The 17,367-nt window shown below is 40.1% G+C and carries 16 protein-coding genes and 3 tRNA genes; 6 read left to right on the top strand and 13 right to left on the bottom strand.

The features are described 5' to 3' along the window. Positions 1–36 precede the first annotated feature (36 nt). From HMPREF9186_RS01040 to HMPREF9186_RS01020, 5 genes are all read left to right on the top strand, one after another. Positions 37–993, top strand: coding sequence for a ribose-phosphate diphosphokinase (locus tag HMPREF9186_RS01040; protein ID WP_003007186.1), 957 nt, complete (start codon positions 37–39; stop codon positions 991–993). A 9-nt stretch (positions 994–1,002) separates the two neighbouring features. After that, entirely contained in the window at positions 1,003–2,115 is a 1,113-nt protein-coding gene (locus tag HMPREF9186_RS01035) for a cysteine desulfurase family protein (RefSeq protein WP_009730975.1), read from the top strand. A gap of 9 nt (positions 2,116–2,124) precedes the next feature. After that, positions 2,125–2,472 carry a DUF1831 domain-containing protein gene (locus tag HMPREF9186_RS01030; RefSeq protein WP_009730974.1) on the top strand — a complete coding sequence of 116 codons (348 nt, stop codon included), beginning with the start codon at positions 2,125–2,127 and terminating at the stop codon, positions 2,470–2,472. Between the two features lies 1 nt (position 2,473). Continuing rightward, positions 2,474–2,689, top strand: coding sequence for a DUF4649 family protein (locus HMPREF9186_RS01025; protein WP_009730973.1), 216 nt, complete (start codon positions 2,474–2,476; stop codon positions 2,687–2,689). A 130-nt stretch (positions 2,690–2,819) separates the two neighbouring features. After that, complete coding sequence (locus HMPREF9186_RS01020) at positions 2,820–3,467, top strand: redox-sensing transcriptional repressor Rex (protein WP_009730972.1); 648 nt, start codon at positions 2,820–2,822, stop codon at positions 3,465–3,467. 57 nt (positions 3,468–3,524) lie between these two features. On the opposite strand, the gene radC is transcribed toward HMPREF9186_RS01020, so the two are convergent. The 4 genes from radC to gyrA all read right to left on the bottom strand — a co-directional run bounded on the left by radC (position 3,525) and on the right by gyrA (position 7,936). Next, entirely contained in the window at positions 3,525–4,208 is a 684-nt protein-coding gene (radC, locus tag HMPREF9186_RS01015) for a RadC family protein (protein ID WP_009730971.1), read from the bottom strand. Between the two features lie 54 nt (positions 4,209–4,262). Beyond that, the gene (locus HMPREF9186_RS01010) at positions 4,263–4,541 is read right to left on the bottom strand and encodes a hypothetical protein (protein ID WP_009730970.1); all 279 of its coding nucleotides are present in this window, start codon (positions 4,539–4,541) and stop codon (positions 4,263–4,265) included. A gap of 181 nt (positions 4,542–4,722) precedes the next feature. Continuing rightward, entirely contained in the window at positions 4,723–5,466 is a 744-nt protein-coding gene (locus HMPREF9186_RS01005) for a class A sortase (RefSeq protein WP_009730969.1), read from the bottom strand. A gap of 13 nt (positions 5,467–5,479) precedes the next feature. After that, entirely contained in the window at positions 5,480–7,936 is a 2,457-nt protein-coding gene (gene gyrA, locus HMPREF9186_RS01000) for a DNA gyrase subunit A (protein WP_009730968.1), read from the bottom strand. 198 nt (positions 7,937–8,134) lie between these two features. On the opposite strand from gyrA, the gene HMPREF9186_RS00995 reads away from it, so the two are divergent. Next, a complete protein-coding gene (locus tag HMPREF9186_RS00995; RefSeq protein WP_009730967.1) occupies positions 8,135–9,121 on the top strand; it encodes an L-lactate dehydrogenase in 987 nt (328 codons plus the stop codon). 89 nt (positions 9,122–9,210) lie between these two features. Here HMPREF9186_RS00995 and HMPREF9186_RS00990 read toward each other — a convergent pair. From HMPREF9186_RS00990 to HMPREF9186_RS00950, 9 genes are all read right to left on the bottom strand, one after another. Continuing rightward, positions 9,211–9,282 (bottom strand) — tRNA-Arg (locus tag HMPREF9186_RS00990). 76 nt (positions 9,283–9,358) lie between these two features. Then, positions 9,359–10,558, bottom strand: a complete 1,200-nt coding sequence (rpsA, locus tag HMPREF9186_RS00985; RefSeq protein ID WP_009730966.1) for a 30S ribosomal protein S1 — start codon at positions 10,556–10,558, stop codon at positions 9,359–9,361. Positions 10,559–10,725: 167 nt separating this feature from the next. Further along, positions 10,726–10,797, bottom strand: a tRNA-Gln gene (locus HMPREF9186_RS00980). A gap of 9 nt (positions 10,798–10,806) precedes the next feature. After that, positions 10,807–10,887: transfer RNA gene (locus HMPREF9186_RS00975), tRNA-Tyr, on the bottom strand. A 52-nt stretch (positions 10,888–10,939) separates the two neighbouring features. Next, positions 10,940–11,170: a DUF2969 domain-containing protein gene (locus tag HMPREF9186_RS00970; RefSeq protein WP_009730965.1), complete on the bottom strand. Its 231-nt coding sequence runs from the start codon at positions 11,168–11,170 to the stop codon at positions 10,940–10,942. Between the two features lie 162 nt (positions 11,171–11,332). Then, positions 11,333–12,358: a branched-chain amino acid aminotransferase gene (locus HMPREF9186_RS00965; protein ID WP_332251623.1), complete on the bottom strand. Its 1,026-nt coding sequence runs from the start codon at positions 12,356–12,358 to the stop codon at positions 11,333–11,335. Between the two features lie 165 nt (positions 12,359–12,523). After that, complete coding sequence (gene parC / locus HMPREF9186_RS00960; RefSeq protein ID WP_037613846.1) at positions 12,524–14,977, bottom strand: DNA topoisomerase IV subunit A; 2,454 nt, start codon at positions 14,975–14,977, stop codon at positions 12,524–12,526. 216 nt (positions 14,978–15,193) lie between these two features. Then, positions 15,194–16,042 carry an aminoglycoside 6-adenylyltransferase gene (locus HMPREF9186_RS00955; RefSeq protein ID WP_009730962.1) on the bottom strand — a complete coding sequence of 283 codons (849 nt, stop codon included), beginning with the start codon at positions 16,040–16,042 and terminating at the stop codon, positions 15,194–15,196. A gap of 39 nt (positions 16,043–16,081) precedes the next feature. Further along, on the bottom strand, positions 16,082–17,329 hold the full coding sequence (locus tag HMPREF9186_RS00950) for an SEC-C domain-containing protein (protein WP_009730961.1): 1,248 nt from the start codon (positions 17,327–17,329) through the stop codon (positions 16,082–16,084). Positions 17,330–17,367 lie beyond the last annotated feature (38 nt).

The following is a 17,367-nucleotide window of genomic DNA, read 5'->3' as shown; positions in this document are numbered from 1 at the left end:
TGCTAAGATTAAAAATCTAAATGAGGTTAGAATCACATGTCAGATAAAAAAAATATGAAACTCTTCTCTCTCAATTCAAACCCAGAGATTGCGCAAAAAATAGCGGATCATGCTGGGGTTCCACTTGGGAAAATTTCATCCCGTCAGTTCTCAGATGGGGAAATCCAAGTCAATATTGAAGAGAGTGTTCGTGGATATGATATTTATATCATCCAATCAACCAGTTTCCCTGTCAACAATCACTTGATGGAACTGTTAATCATGGTCGATGCTTGCCAGCGGGCTAGTGCGAATACTGTCAATGTGGTCATGCCTTATTTTGGTTATGCTCGTCAAGACCGAACTGCCGCTCCTCGCGAACCAATTACAGCTAAACTCGTTGCAAACATGTTGGTCAAAGCTGGGGTAGATCGCGTCGTAACACTAGATCTCCATGCAGTGCAAGTTCAAGGTTTCTTTGATATTGCCGTGGATAACCTCTTTACCATTCCACTCTTTGCAGAGCACTACATTAACAAAGGCCTGACAGGTCCAGATGTCGTAGTCGTGAGTCCTAAAAACTCTGGAGTTAAACGTGCTCGTAGTTTGGCTGAATATCTTGATGCTCCAATCGCGATTATTGATTATGAACAAGATGATGCTAATCGTGATTATGGCTATATCATCGGAGATGTCAAAGATAAAAAAGCCATCTTGATTGACGATATCCTCAATACTGGGAAAACTTTCTCAGAAGCTGCGAAAATCGTTGAACGCGAAGGCGCTACTGAGATTTATGCTGTTTCAAGCCATGGCTTATTTGTAAAAGGCGCTGTTGAACTACTAGACCAAGCTCCAATCAAGGAAATCTTGGTAACGGATTCTGTTGCTCCAAATGGACCAACTCCTAAAAACATTAACTATCTGACAGCTAGCGAACTAATCGCTGAAGCTATTGTTCGCATTCAAGAAAGAAAACCTGTTAGTCCTCTATTTGCCTACCATAAGAAATAAGGTCTGAATGTGATATATTTTGATAATGCCGCAACAACCCCCCTGCTTCCAGAAGTTATCTCCAAGATGACGGAAACGATGGCTTCCACATTTGGAAATCCATCCAGTCTTCATGCTCATGGACGAATGGCTAGTAAGCTCCTCCGAGAGTCTCGTGAGCAAATTGCTCAGTCTCTCCATACCCTTCCAAATCGTATTTTCTTTACTTCTGGGGGATCAGAAAGTAATAATACTGTTATTAAAGGCTATTGCTTGAAACACCAGGCAGATGGCAAACACATCATTACGACCGCTTTGGAACACCATGCTGTTTTAGAACCCATTGAATACCTTGTGGATCGTTTCGGATTTGAAGTCACGATCGTTCAACCAAGAGAAGGGCGTATTCAAGCAAGTGATATCAAAGCAGCACTTAGACCAGATACCATTCTCGTCTCTACCATGTTTGCCAATAACGAAACTGGGGATCTCTTGCCAATTAAGCAAATTGGAGAACTGTTAGAAGATCATCCAGCTGCCTTTCATGTCGATGCTGTCCAAGCAATCGGAAAGCTTCCTGTCTATCCTGAAGAGTTTGGAATCGATTTTCTCAGTGCTTCTGCTCATAAATTCCATGGTCCCAAGGGAGTTGGCTTTCTTTATGCTTCTATCCCTGATTTTGACAACCTCTTACATGGTGGGGATCAAGAAAGCAAGATGAGAGCTAGTACCGAAAATCTTATTTCCGTTGCTGGAATGGCGACAGCTCTCCAAGAAGCTACCCTTCATCAAGAAGAAAATTTCCACCAGGTTCAAAAACTAGGTCAGGAATTGCTCAATGGGTTAGCTGATTACAACTACTACTTAAATGCGAGTGATCATCATCTTCCCTTCGTATGGAACCTTGGTTTTCCAGGGGTGCAAAATGATGTCTTACTGATGAGACTGGATTTAGCTGGTATTTCCGTATCCACTGGTTCTGCTTGTACTGCTGGTACCGTGCAACCCAGCCATGTTCTTGAGGCCCTTTACGGAAAAGATAGTTCACGCTTAAAAGAATCCCTTCGAATTAGTTTTTCAGAACTCAATACTTTAGAGGAGGTTCAACACTTCCTCTCAAAACTAAAAGAAATTTTATCATAGGAGAATTATATGGCATTTGAAACAAGTGTCTCATTGAAAGACTGCAAATATACCTATAGTCTACATCCCAACGTTAAGAAATATACCCTTCGTGACAATACCTTTGCAGTCACAAAAGTTGGTAATTACGAGTTAAATCGTTTGCTTGAAGCTGTTCCAAACAGCGGGGAAGGTTTCTTGTTAAAAATCATCTTCAACAAAGATCTGACTGGATTTAAAATCAATATTACAGACAAGTCTGGACTTCGCCTGGTTAATATCTTTAAAAATCCAGAGAATGATATCATTCAACAAAAATTCTATTTCTTAATGGATAGTCTCGTAGAGAGAGAAATTTTTAACAAAACTGAGGCCTAATATGGTAACCCTAACTTATATCGATGCTTATCAAGTGGAACGGACCATTACCTACTCCAACCTTGCAGCCTGCATTCTAGCTTTTTCGGGCTGTGTAACCTTACCAGACAATTATAAGATCGTATCGATTACATACAAGGGAGATTCCCTCCCCTATACTGGACGTGTCGATGGACTTTACGCTTTTTTGAAAAAGATAGAACAAGCTGAAAACTAAGCTGATGCTGATGGACCTCTCCACCGCCATCAGCTTTTTTCTTTCCATAAAAATATTTTTGAAAAATCATTGTAGATAGTTGATTTTTTCACAATCTTTCTATACAATAAGAGGGAAAGGTTGTGATATTGTGAAACATGATAAAAATACTCCAATTCCACGTGCAACAGCAAGACGCTTATCGCTCTACTACCGGATTTTTAAACGGTTTAATTCTGAAAAAATTGAGCGCGCCAATTCCAAACAAATTGCTGATGCGATAGGGATTGACTCTGCTACCGTTCGCCGAGATTTTTCCTATTTCGGGGAATTGGGAAGACGGGGATTTGGTTACGACGTAAAAAAACTAATGAACTTCTTTGCAGATCTTTTGAATGACAATGCGATTACCAATGTTGCTATCATTGGGATCGGAAATATGGGGAGTGCCCTCCTCAACTATCGTTTCCATGAGCGCAATAAAATGAAAATTGTCATGGCATTTGATTTAGATGATCATGAATTGATTAATACTAAGAGTAAAGATGGTATTCCTATTTTTGGTATTTCAACCATTAAAGAAAAACTCAAACAAGAAGGGATTAAAACAGCTATCCTAACGGTTCCAAGTGTCAAGGCTCAAGAAGTTGCAAACCTCTTGGTAGAAGCTGGTATCAAAGGCATTCTAAGCTTTTCACCAGTACATTTGACAGTTCCTAAAGACGTCGTCGTTCAATATGTCGACCTTACTAGTGAATTACAGACACTTCTTTATTTCATGCGTAAAAATGAAGAATAAAGATCAGCATTAAAACAATAACAACTAAAGGGTTGGAACAGCTAGTTCCAACCCTTTTTAAACTAAATAATCCGTCTCTTCTCGATAACTATAATAGTCATCTTCGGATACAATTAAGTGATCCAATAAGGTTAAGCCCATCAACTCACAGGCCTCTAGAACGCGATGCGTTACTTCATCATCATTCTTGCTGGGAAATACAGCACCAGACGGATGGTTATGCGCTAAGATAATGGAGGTTGCCATGTGTTTCAGTGCATAATGTAGGATTTCTCGTGGTTCTGCAATACTCCGATTTACCGTTCCAATAAAAATGGTCTGTTGATGAATAATTTCATTCTGTGTATTCAGATAGAGGGCAACCAGGTGCTCCTGCTTCTTATGGCCGATTTCCTGTTGAATTTTATGGGCCAGTTTTTGACTGCTCATGATTTGTTCAGAACTCATTAATTCATCTTTATGAATCCTCCGACCAAACTCAAAAACAGCCTGAAGTTCGATGGCCTTAACACGACCAATTCCAGAGATTTCTTGGAGTTCTTCCAAAGTCAATTGCCCCAATTCCTTTAAACTAGTGACTGAACTTAAAAGACCTTGTGCAATCTCGTAAACACTCTGTTGTTTATTGCCAGTCCGTAAGAGAATAGATAGCAATTCCTGATGACTCAACTTCTCCACACCTTCAGAAATCAAACGTTCTCTGGGAAGTAAAGATGGTTCAATAAATGAAATGTCGTACATAATTTCCTCCTCACCTATTAATTCGTAATAAAATGAGAAAATGACGACTTTTCATTATTTACAAGCGATTTCTTGTTTCAAATTGTCTAACACTAAGACTTCATCCTTATTGAAACGAATCTGGTAACCCGTTTGAACTTGTTCTAACTCCTTCAAAAATTGTTGAATTTCACATCGAATCAAGTACTCCTGACTCTGAGGAATCGCCTCTAGTGCTTGGTAGACTTGCTCTACTTCGTAGATGCCTTTCGTAATTAATCCGTTTCGCGGAAAATCATTTACTAAGAGATTGTAGAAATGATGCAAGAGATGATAAATTCGCTCTTTCGTCACTACTCTACCTCCTTATCATACTCTTTCTAATCCTATTATATACTGTAAATCCCTCTATATTATGACAACTTCCTTACATTATATTACCAATCTCTTACAATTTTACAAGAATGCTTCTTCCTTCACAAAGTTCTAGCCATATACATAAAGCCCAGGCATTACTGCCTTGGGCTTTATTTTTTTATAGTTGCATTTGATTATAGGACTTGCTAAATGAATCCAGGATCTCTTTTGGAGCTTTGTCGTAGTCAACAGAAGTTTCCAAATTTCCTTTTACAATCGTACGATAAGTTGCTGCCGCATCCTCACAGGTCACCAGTGTAATTTCATTAACACCTTCACGGTCTTGAATGACATCGACACGGTCTGGTGTCACTGTCTCCACAGAGGAAATCACATAGGTATAGATTTTTTCTTTATCTGTGATGTAGATCTTCATACCAGCTTTGGCTTTCTCTAACGGTGAAAACAACATGGCATTTGCTCCAGTTAAGCCAAATACGTGGTGACTAGCGAGAGAGTAATTCCCTTGTCCCATGACTTGAGTTTCCTTCATGGTACCCGCTCCATAGTAGAGCGCGACATTTTCCAGTCCTTTAAAAATTGGAAGGTTCATATTCAATTCAGGAATCGAAATCCCCCCGATTACAGGAAGCTGTTGAGCCTGCCATTGGGCATTGATAACAGCTTCCGTTGAGAGCGACTCAACATCTTGGAAATCAAAGCTCGTCTTCACTTCTTTATTCTTATCAATGGTCTTTTTGTCGACCTTGCTAACCTGGTATTGGTTGGTATGCCATACCATGATCATATTTCGGATCGGAGCATTGAAAATCAAGAGAAGTGAGAGAATAATCAAGAGTGTTGCAACGATATTGATAAGAGTATTACGTAAACTCTTTTTCTTTTTTCTTTTGCGTGACATGCTGTCCCCTTATCTATTCGTTTTCTTCCACTACTTCTTCATCCTTTTCATCAGGTTGCACCGTTGTAAAGGTCACAATTTTAGCATCCTGATCAAGTCGCATCACTTTCACTCCCTGAGTGGAACGACCTGTCTGAGAAATGTTGGCTACACCCGTCCGGATCATGACCCCAGTATCAGTAATGATCATCAGGTCTTCATCTCCTTTAACAGTTAAAAGACCAGCTAATGCACCATTTTTCTCTGTAATATTGGCTGTCTTGATTCCTTTACCGCCACGGCCTTTAGTTGGGTATTCGCTCGCTATGGTGCGTTTTCCATAACCTTTTTCGGTAATAATCAATACTTCATCCTGATCGGTGACGACACTTGCACCAACAACCTTGTCACCTTCGCGGAGATTAACCCCACGTACCCCTGTGGCAGAGCGTCCCATATTACGTACAACAGATTCGTTAAAGCGGACAGAATAACCATACTTGGTACCAATAATAACGTCTGTATTTCCGTCTGTAAGGAAGACGTTGATCAATTCATCCTCGTCTCGTAGGTTCAAGGCTTTCAACCCATTTTGACGGATATTAGAAAATTCTGCTACATTGGTCCGTTTCACCAAACCTTGTCGAGTCGTAAAGAAGAGATAGGCTTCATCACTTCGGTCTTGCTCAACATTGATAATGGTTTGTATGGACTCTCCATCGTCCAATTTCAACAGGTTAACAATCGGTAGACCCTTGGCTGTTCGACCATATTCGGGAATCTCATAGCCTTTTAGACGATAGACACGCCCTTTATTAGTAAAGAAGAGCAAGTGATCATGGGTGCTTGTAGAAACTAATTCACGAACAAAGTCATCATCCTTGACTCCTGTACCTTGAACCCCACGACCACCACGTTTTTGAGCAGTAAATTCAGCTTGATCCAAGCGTTTAATGTACCCTTTGTTGGACAGGGTAATCAAGACGTCTGTTTCTTCAATCAAGTCCTCATCTTCAAGAGAAAGAACTTCTCCAACCATCAATTCTGTGCGACGAGGATCACCAAACTTGCGTTTGACTTCTTCCAATTCTTCCTTGATGATTGCAGCCACACGCTCTGGTTTTGCTAAAATATCCGTCAAATCAGCAATCAAGGCAACCAAATCATCGTATTCGCTTTGGATCTTGTCGCGTTCCAAACCAGTCAAACGACGAAGACGCATATCCAAAATAGCCTGGCTTTGGCGTTCAGAGAGTTTGAATTTAGACATCAATTCAGCTTGGGCTTCCGCGTCAGTCTGACTATTGCGGATAATCCGGATAACTTCATCGATGTGATCAAGAGCGATTAAGAGACCTTCCAAGATATGCGCACGAGCTTCCGCCTTCTCTTTATCAAAGATGGTCCGACGAGTCACTACTTCTTTTTGGTGCTCAATATAAGAACTCAAAATCTGGCGAAGAGAAAGAATTTTTGGAACACCATTTTGGATGGCCAACATATTGAAACCAAAGTTGGTCTGCATTTGCGTCATCTTGAAAAGATTGTTCAAAATAACACTGGCAGAGGCATCTCGACGTACCTCAATGACAAATCGAACCCCTTCGCGGTTAGACTCATCTCGTACAGCGGTAATCCCTTCGATTCGTTTTTCTTGCACCAAGCGCACGATATGTTCGTGGACCTTGGTCTTATTCACCATATAAGGAAATTCCGTTACGACAATGCGTTCACGGCCACTCTTTGTTTCCTCGATTTCTGTACGAGAGCGAAGAACAATTGAGCCTTTCCCTGTTTCATAGGCCTTATGAATACCTGATCTTCCCATGACCAAGGCTCCAGTTGGAAAATCTGGACCAGGCAGCACTTCCATGAGTTCACGAGTGGTCACTTCAGGATTATCCATCATCAATTTGACGGCATCTATCGTTTCACCGAGATTATGAGGAGGAATATTAGTAGCCATCCCTACAGCAATCCCTGTAGCTCCATTTACAAGAAGGTTAGGGAAGCGTGCTGGTAGCACCAAGGGCTCCCGTTCACTGGCATCATAGTTATCTGCAAAATCAACTGTATTCTTATTGATATCCCGCAACATCTCAAGTGCGATCTTGCTCATACGGGCTTCTGTATACCGTTGTGCAGCGGCCCCATCTCCGTCCATAGAACCAAAGTTCCCATGTCCGTCCACTAGCATATAGCGATAGCTCCACCATTGCGCCATCCGAACCATGGCTTCATAAATAGAGGAATCTCCGTGTGGGTGGTATTTACCCATAACATCCCCTGTAATACGGGCTGATTTTTTATGTGGTTTGTCAGGAGTGACACCCAATTCATTCATTCCGTATAAAATACGACGGTGAACGGGTTTCAGGCCATCACGAACATCAGGGAGCGCACGAGCCACGATTACGCTCATGGCATAATCAATAAAACTCGTCTTCATTTCTGATGTTAAATTAACATCAATTAGATTATTATCCTGCATTCAAAAAATGCCTCTCTTTACTTAATTCACCATACTATTATAACACATTTTAGCCTTTTTTTCTTCTAACGAACACAAGAGTAAAAACGTTTACATAAAGGATTGCCACTATATCAGATGACAAAGACTGGCAAAAGTGGTAGAATGAAATCGTATGAGAATCTATCTCAAAAAAATAAGAAGGAGACGTTTAGACTCATGACTTTGACTAAACAACACAAAAAAGTTATCCTTGTCGGTGACGGTGCTGTAGGTTCATCTTACGCATTTGCACTTGTCAACCAAGGAATTGCACAAGAGCTTGGAATTATTGAAATTCCTCAATTGCACGAAAAAGCTGTTGGAGATGCGCTTGACCTTAGCCACGCCCTTGCCTTTACTTCACCTAAGAAGATCTATGCGGCTGAGTACGCTGACTGTGCAGACGCTGATCTTGTTGTAATTACTGCAGGTGCTCCTCAAAAACCAGGTGAAACTCGTCTTGATCTTGTTGGTAAAAACCTTGCCATTAACAAATCAATCGTAACACAAGTTGTTGAATCAGGATTTAACGGTATCTTCCTTGTCGCTGCTAACCCAGTTGACGTTTTGACATACTCTACATGGAAATTCTCTGGATTCCCTAAAGAACGCGTTATTGGTTCAGGTACTTCACTTGACTCAGCTCGTTTCCGTCAAGCTCTTGCTGAAAAATTGGATGTCGATGCTCGTTCAGTGCACGCCTACATCATGGGTGAACACGGAGACTCAGAATTCGCCGTATGGTCACACGCTAACATCGCCGGTGTAAACCTTGAAGAATTCCTTAAAGACACTCAAAACGTTCAAGAAACTGAATTGATAGAATTGTTCGAAGGTGTTCGTGATGCTGCTTACACTATCATCAACAAAAAAGGTGCTACATACTACGGTATCGCAGTTGCCCTTGCTCGTATCACTAAAGCAATCCTTGATGATGAAAATGCAGTGCTTCCACTTTCAGTATTCCAAGAAGGCCAATATGGTATCAGCGATGTCTTTATCGGTCAACCAGCTGTTGTGGGTGGACACGGTATCGTACGTCCAGTAAATATCCCATTGAATGATGCTGAACTTCAAAAAATGCACGCTTCTGCAAAAGAATTACAAGCCATCATTGATGAAGCATGGAAAAACCCTGAATTCCAAGAAGCATCTAAAAACTAATCAATCAGTGATAAGACTCTCTAATGATAGAGAGTCTTTTTTTACTCTGGAAAAACAAAAAAGGTTGAGAAACTCAACCTTTTTTTCTTTCCACCCTGAGGGAATCGAACCCCCATCTCAAGAACCGGAATCTTACGTGATATCCATTACACTAAGGGTGGCAACTGTTATAGTATATCAAATTTTTAAGTATATTACAAGTAAAAAAAGCTTACCAAAAGGTAAGCTTTAAAAATATTATAATTCGATATCACCAAACAAGTCAGCCATTGAGAATCCAGTTTGAGTTTCTGGAAGATCAAAATCACGTTTTTCTTGTTTTGGACGACGTGGACGTTGTTGACGTTTTTCTTGTTTTTCGCCTTCTTCTTGAGCTGGACGTTCTTCAAGAGCTTTGATAGAAAGTGATACACGTTCATCAGCAGCATTTACTTCAAGAACTTTAACAGTTACTTCTTGTCCAACTTTAAGAACATCTTTTGGATTTTCAACACGTTTGTGTGAAATTTGTGAGATGTGAACAAGTCCATCAATACCTGGCAATACTTCAACGAATGCACCGAAGTCAGTCAAACGTTTAACAGTACCTTCGATGACATCACCAGCAGCTAATTTTTGTTCTACACCATCCCATGGTCCAGGTGTTGTAGCTTTCAATGAAAGTGATACACGACCTTCTTCTTCGTTCAAGTCAAGAACTTTCACTTCGATTTCTTCACCTACAGTAACAACTGATTTAGGTGAAACGTTGCGTTCATGTGACAATTCAGTCAAGTGAACCAATCCATCAACACCACCAAGGTCGATGAAAGCACCGAAGCTAGTGATACGGGCAACTTTACCAGTTACAACATCACCAACATTCAATTTACCGAATACTTCTGCGCGAGCAGCAGCTGATGCAGCTTCAACAACTTCACGACGAGAAAGGATAAAGCGGTTTTCTTTTGGATCTACTTCTTTGATTTTTGCATCAAATTCTTGACCTACGAAACGTTCAGTGTTACGTACAAAACGAGTATCAAGCATTGAAGCTGGAATAAATCCACGAAGTCCTTCAAATTCAACTGAAAGGCCACCTTTAACAGCGCGAGTTCCTTTAACAGTCACAACTTCTTCTTCACGTCCGACCAATTTGTCCCATGCTTTGCGAGCTTCTAAACGTTTTTTAGATACAAGGTAAGTTACTGTATCAGTATCTTTACCAACTACTTGACGAAGAACAAGCAATTCAAGTGTTTCACCTGGTTTTACCAAGTCGTTGATGTCAGCATCACGATCGTTTGTCAATTCGCGAAGAGTCAAAACACCTTCGACACCAGTTCCAGAGATTGCAACGTTAGCTTGGTTAGCGTCAACTGTCAATACTTCAGCAGTAACAACGTCACCTGGTTCAACTTGGCTAACACTGTTTAGCAAATCTTCAAATTCATTCATCTAAAAAATCCTCCAACAATCAAGTTTTCTAAACTTGACATACTTATAATTATTTTTCCTAAGCAAGCACTCGCAACGTAATCAAAATGATCTACAACGACATCTTCATATAAAGAAATAAAATACCTGAGTAGATATTTTACCACCTTATCTGATATTACCTAGAACTGGGGTAGCTGGATTCGAACCAACGCATGAGGGAGTCAAAGTCCCTTGCCTTACCGCTTGGCTATACCCCAAGAATGAAATGGAGAGAGAGGGATTCGAACCCCCGAACCCGAAGGAGCGGATTTACAGTCCGCCGCGTTTAGCCTCTTCGCTATCTCTCCATATAAATCAACAGGATCTATTATACCATTGATTTATTATGATTGCAAGCCCTTATTTGTTCAAATTATAATTTTCTATTAAAATTTCAACGGCTTTTTCAAGTTTTTTGTAAAGGGAATCAACATTTCCATTCTTGATAATGGCAAACTGCTCTCCCATATCTGCAATTTCACCAATCGTTTTCTTTCCAATAGACAAGGTAAATCCATCGAAGGTATCTTTACCAACTGTCACTTTGCTATCCACGATTTGAATCTCAATTTTTTTATCTTTTTTACTCATTTCAAACCTCTTTTCACTTTTTCTATTTTACAAAAATTCTTATAATGACGCAAGAAAAAAGGGAATGGGTTAGAAAGGAATTCCTTCGTAATCCCACTCCCACAAGGGTATTTTGAACCCTTATGAGCTTGAATGAGAACCTTAGTAGCAGATTCCTAAATGTTAATCCACTTTGATAATCCATCCTTCAGGCGCTTCAACATCTCCGAATTGGATCCCTGTCAATTCATCATAAAGTTTCCGTGTGACAGGTCCTACTTCTGTTTCTGAATAGAAGACATGGAAATCATCTCCATGTTGGACACCACCGATTGGGGAGATGACAGCTGCGGTACCACAAGCTCCTGCCTCAACGAAGCGATCTAATTCATTGATATAAACATCCCCTTCTATCGGTGTCATACCAAGACGGTGCTCTGCTAGATAGAGCAAGGAATATTTGGTAATCGATGGTAGGATAGAAGGACTCAATGGGGTCACAAATTCATGGTTGGCTGTGATTCCAAAGAAATTGGCCGATCCGACTTCTTCAATCTTGGTGTGGGTTGCTGGATCCAAATAAATTACGTCTGAAAAATTCCGAGATTTAGCTAATTTACCAGGTAGAAGGCTAGCTGCATAGTTCCCTCCAACCTTGGCTGCACCTGTACCATGAGGAGCAGCACGGTCATATTCATCTTGAATCAAAAAATTAGTCGGCACCAAACCACCTTTAAAGTAGTTTCCAACTGGCATAGCAAAGATGGTAAAGATATACTCATCAGCAGGCTTGACTCCAATGATATCTCCAACCCCAATTAATAGCGGACGGAGGTAAAGAGTTCCTCCAGTACCATACGGTGGAACGTAATCTTCGTTGGCTTTCACAACTGCCTTACAAGCATCGACAAACATGTCCGTTGGAACTTGTGGCATCAGCAAACGATCGGATGTCCGTTGCAAACGTTTGGCATTTTCATCTGGACGGAACAATTGGATGCTTCCATCTTTTGTACGGTAGGCTTTCAACCCTTCAAAGGCTTGCTGACCGTAATGCAAGCTAGGAGACGACTCTGACAAATGCAAAGTCGCATCTTCAGTTAATCCGCCTTTTTCCCATGCTCCATTGCGGTAATGAGCTAAATAGCGAAAGGGTAATTTCATATATGAAAAGCCAAGGTTTTCCCAATCAAGTGATACTGTCATGATCGTACTCCTTAAATTCTTTCTATTCGACCTGGTTCAGGTCCATTCAATTTCTCAATCTATGTAGACTATTGTACACCATTTCATGAGAATTTCAAGTGATATTTTCAATTTTCAGAAAATTTATTTTTAAAGAAAGTCAGTCTTGTAACAGACCGACACTTTCTTTTATTTGATGGTGGCAGAAAAAACTTCATGATCCGAAATGGTGTCATTTATGAAGGATCCATTACTTGTTCTTTCTGAAAGACTTAATTGAGTCAGATCAACCTCTGTCACCTGACCTGTTGTGGAGGTAATCTGAAGGATTTGATCCTGCTCTCCCACTTCTTCCTGGCTCGTAAAGAGATCAAAATCTCCCTGATCTGTATAGACTGGTCCTGCCATGAAGACACGATGTGGCTTAGACTTCAGTTCACGTAAGACTTGAAGACCACGTTTTGCACGGCTGGTCACTGGAATATCATCTTGGGACATCCGTTTGAGACTGCCTCGCTGTGTCAGAATGTACATACTTGGTGTTGTAGACTTAAAGACAGCTGCAACTTTATCCCCGTCTTTCAGGTTAATGGCTTTGACACCTGCTGCCTTGGCACCTACAACCGGAACCTCTTCAATATTGAATCGGAGACCATAACCATTCTTAGTAATGATCATGATGTCCTCGAGGACAACTGGCGCTACTGCTACGATACGGTCGTCTTGGTCTTTTAGCTTAGCATACTTAGTTGATTTAGAACGATAAGTCCGCCATGGGCTCAATTCCTTACGTTCAAAACGCTTGATTTGCCCTTGTTGAGTTGCTGCAAAGTAGGTCACGCCCTCAAACTGATCCACAATCTCTGCAAAAAGTATTTCTTCTTCCTGATCAAAATTGGTCAAGGTTTGACTGAGGTGCTCGCCGATGTCCTTCCACTTGGTATCTGCCAATTCATGAACAGGTCGATAAATGGCATTTCCCAAGTTGGTAAAGAGCAAGAGATGCTGGGTAGTCTTAGCAGGCTCTACGAAAATCAATTCATCGTCGTCACGCTTACCGACTTCTTCAACCGTAGATGCATTGAAAGAACGAGGAGAGGTTCGTTTGATATAACCAGCACGGGTCACGCTCACGAAGGTTTCTTCTTCGACAATGAGGCTGGCTGTATCAATCTCAATTGTTTTAGCAGTATCTTGTAGCTCACTACGACGCGGATTGCCAAAGAGCTTCTTGACTTCACGCAATTCCTTCTTCATGAGATTGAACATGGTCCGTTCATCCCCAATGATAGCGGCCAAGGTCGCGATTTGCTCCTTGAGGTTAGCATGCTCTTCTTCCAAGGTGACGATATCTGTATTGGTCAAACGGTACAATTGCAAGGTGACAATGGCTTCTGCTTGCTCTTCTGTGAAATCATAGCTGATCTTAAGGTTTTCCTTAGCATCTCCCTTGTTTTCAGAAGCACGGATTAAGGCGATGACTTCATCAAGGATGGAAATGACACGGATCAGTCCCTCTACAATGTGAAGACGTCGTTCAGCCTTTTCCTTGTCAAAGCGCGAGCGAGCGACAATAATATCTCGACGGTGAGCAATGTAGCTTGATAAAATCGGTAGAATCCCCACTTGACGAGGGGTATAGTTGTCAATTGCCACCATATTGAAGTTGTAGTTGACCTGTAAATCTGTGTACTTGAACAAGTAGTTCAAGATTAGATCTGCATTGGCATCTTTCTTCAACTCAATGGCAATGCGAAGACCATCCCGGTCAGACTCATCCCGAACTTCTGCAATACCGGCCACCTTGTTATTGACACGAACATCGTCGATCTTCTTGACCAAGACGGCCTTGTTGATCTCATAAGGAATCTCAGTGACGACGATTTGTTGCTTACCGCCTTTGAGTTGCTCGATCTCTGTCTTAGAGCGGACAACCACCCGTCCCTTACCAGTTTCATAGGCTTTCTTGATCTCATCGCGACCTTGGATAATGGCACCTGTCGGGAAATCAGGTCCAGGTAGAAACTCCATGAGCTTATCTACCTTAGCAGAAGGATGGTCGATCATGTAGACCACCGCATCGATGACTTCAGCAAGGTTATGGGGCGGAATATCCGTCGCATAACCAGCAGAAATACCAGTCGCCCCATTGACTAAAAGGTTTGGAAAGGCTGCAGGCAAAACAGTTGGCTCTTTTTCTGTATCGTCAAAGTTCCAGGCAAATGGCACTGTGTTCTTTTCGATATCTTGAAGGAGATAACCAGCAATTTCAGATAGACGGGCTTCCGTATAACGCATGGCTGCCGGTGGATCACCGTCCATAGAACCATTGTTACCGTGCATCTCAACAAGAATCTCACGATTCTTCCAGTCTTGAGACATGCGGACCATGGCATCATAGATAGAACTGTCCCCGTGAGGGTGAAAATTCCCCATGATATTTCCGACAGACTTGGCCGACTTGCGGTAGCCCTTGTCATGGGTATTGCCATCCTTATTCATAGAATAAAGGATCCGCCGTTGAACAGGTTTTAAGCCATCCCGAATATCAGGAAGAGCCCGTTCTTGAATAATGTATTTGGAGTAGCGACCAAAGCGCTCTCCCATGATGTCCTCTAAGGACATATTTTGGATATTACTCATATAGGATACAAAGCCCGTAAAATACAAAGTGAAAATAGGAAATTCTTGCAGTGAGCCATGCTCACAAGAGAATTTATCTTTTTCACACAGTATTTAGGGCGTGTTCAACTCCTTTCAAAGAATGTTGAGTAGATTTTTTAGAAAAAGGAATTCAGTTACTACAAGTAACCAAAGACTTCTTTCTGTAGTTTAAGATGTTTAAAATAGTTGATTGGATTAATGATTCGACAGTTTTTCCTCGGCATAAACCATCATCTTCTTAGCCACTTCCTTATCATAGTCAAAGCCCATCTTCTTGGCTAAATCTTGCGCTTCTCTATGAAAGAGACTCATAGTAGCTAATAAAGACTGAGTGATTTTCTCTATACTTGAAAAATCAAGGAGAGCAGAGAATTCCTTCTCCTTCTCAGCAGGCAAGTAGTTAAAAAGATACTTGTAGTTCTTTTCGATATCAACTGCTCCCCTATCACTTGTCACCTGCCAAGCCAAGATCTTCAAGAGTTCTTGCTGGCAAATGCCATAGAGGTGATCAGTCGCATAGATGAGCTGATTTCTTCGTATCCCTTTGACGACATAAGCCGATACCCACCAAAATTCATTGCAGGATGCTGCAAATTCCTCTTCGGAGGGCGGAGCGGTCCAGTAGCGCTTGGCATTAGGCTGATAGGCTTCAAACAAACCTTTTTCGTCTTTTAGCACTCTGAAACCTGCCTCGCTGTCCACCCACTCTTGGATGTGTTCCTTGGGACAGAGGGTCAAATCGATGCGATTGCCATCTTCAAAGAGCATGAGGTAAAGATGACGATGTCCTAGAATAACATTTTGCTCAATGATGCGTTTTCCAAACTGGTCCAGCCATGATAAATCAGAAATCAGGCCTTCTAGATTATCAACAATATAAACCACATCATAATCTTGAAACTCATCTTTTGGGGACTGAGGATTCGTTCGGGATCCGGATAAAGCCACTGCTTCCGCTTGCAAGTTCTCAGCTATCTGCAAGATCAGATCCATTATTTTATCATCGCAGTTACGATACACTCCATTTAGTTCTTTTTTTATCATATTATTGTTTTATAATTTCAATTATATTAATAACTAGCATCAAAATAATTCAACTTTACTTAATATTTTAAAAGCTTTATTACGTTTTTCACTGTCATCTATCCCCTTAACTTGTGTTAATAAATGGTTGGCATCTATAAGACTATCATACTGACTATATCTAAAGATTTTATTTTCAGAATCATAAACACTTTTTCTCTTTAATTTATCAATTAAATCAGGAGAAACAATTATATTTTCAGAACTATCAAAAATATAATACTTAATTATATTTTCAAATAAACTGTCATTTTCTCCGTTATTATAATTAACATATTCATCTTTAAGCAATTTTAACAATTTGTCATTTAAATAGTCATTTTCTTCATTTGGTACTACACAATAAAAATATGCTGAAAAAACTTTATTATTTGGAATTAAACCAAAACTACATCCCAAATGTTTCGTGACCAAAGAATCGTTATAAGAAATCTCTGTACAACCTGCACCACACCATTTTATTGGTTTATTTTTTAATTTAAATGCATATACTTTAAAATGTCTATCAATTTCAGTATCAGTTAATGGAATTTTCTTAATTACTTTATCAAATTTGGTTTTTAATACTTCTAAATTTGATATATTAGTTTTGGTGTTTGCTATTTTTATTGCATTATCATAAATAATATTCCTTTTTTGGGTTATAACTGAAGAAAGTGATTTCCCGACTCCTTTTTCTGAATCAAGTGTATCTTCATATGCTGCTTTCAGAGCGTAGTTTTCTTTTAAATAATGATATAAAAAGAAACGATAAGAATACAAAAACAAATACTGTTTGACAGAAGGAATCGGTTTTAAAATTTCTATTGGTGAAAAAATATGACTATCATGTTCTTTACAAAATAGTGGCATAGTACCTGCGTCATTTATATTGATTTCATAAAATAATTCATTATGCAAATCAGGATTTTGTAAATTACTAATAATACTTTTAATATCGGTAGAAAAAACAGAATATCCGTTATTAGTTCTTCCTGCAATCTGTTTTTCTAATAAATTCCTAGGAAAAGTATGAGATTTAATAGGTTTCCTATCGCAATTAGGAAATTGACATTTTTTTCCTTTAGATTCAAAAAAACGCTTCATATTATCTCGGTCGAAAGCTTGAAGTTTTTTTCTATCAGTTATAGAAATAGCATGAAGATTATTTCGTTCCATTTGCTTCTTTAGCTTCTCAATTACCAAATGACAATGTTTGTATTTTTTTCCTGAATTACATGGACATTTATCATTTCTTTTGATACACATACTTCAACTTCCTTTTTTTAAAGCATCTTTTATATTTT

This window comes from Streptococcus sp. F0442 (assembly GCF_000314795.2).
Taxonomy (GTDB): Bacteria; Bacillota; Bacilli; order Lactobacillales; family Streptococcaceae; genus Streptococcus.
The sequence above is the reverse complement of the archived record's forward strand: the minus strand, read 5'-3'. Positions and strand labels throughout refer to the sequence as shown.

Coding starts and splice junctions, on each gene's coding strand:
- rpsA (WP_009730966.1), bottom strand. CDS start 10,558: ATGAATGAATTTGAAGATTTGCTAAACAGTGTTAGCCAAGTTGAACCA.
- HMPREF9186_RS01005 (WP_009730969.1), bottom strand. CDS start 5,466: ATGTCACGCAAAAGAAAAAAGAAAAAGAGTTTACGTAATACTCTTATC.
- HMPREF9186_RS01025 (WP_009730973.1), top strand. CDS start 2,474: ATGGTAACCCTAACTTATATCGATGCTTATCAAGTGGAACGGACCATT.
- gyrA (WP_009730968.1), bottom strand. CDS start 7,936: ATGCAGGATAATAATCTAATTGATGTTAATTTAACATCAGAAATGAAG.
- HMPREF9186_RS00995 (WP_009730967.1), top strand. CDS start 8,135: ATGACTTTGACTAAACAACACAAAAAAGTTATCCTTGTCGGTGACGGT.
- HMPREF9186_RS00955 (WP_009730962.1), bottom strand. CDS start 16,042: ATGATAAAAAAAGAACTAAATGGAGTGTATCGTAACTGCGATGATAAA.
- HMPREF9186_RS01040 (WP_003007186.1), top strand. CDS start 37: ATGTCAGATAAAAAAAATATGAAACTCTTCTCTCTCAATTCAAACCCA.
- radC (WP_009730971.1), bottom strand. CDS start 4,208: ATGTACGACATTTCATTTATTGAACCATCTTTACTTCCCAGAGAACGT.
- HMPREF9186_RS01030 (WP_009730974.1), top strand. CDS start 2,125: ATGGCATTTGAAACAAGTGTCTCATTGAAAGACTGCAAATATACCTAT.
- HMPREF9186_RS00950 (WP_009730961.1), bottom strand. CDS start 17,329: ATGTGTATCAAAAGAAATGATAAATGTCCATGTAATTCAGGAAAAAAA.
- parC (WP_037613846.1), bottom strand. CDS start 14,977: ATGAGTAATATCCAAAATATGTCCTTAGAGGACATCATGGGAGAGCGC.
- HMPREF9186_RS00970 (WP_009730965.1), bottom strand. CDS start 11,170: ATGAGTAAAAAAGATAAAAAAATTGAGATTCAAATCGTGGATAGCAAA.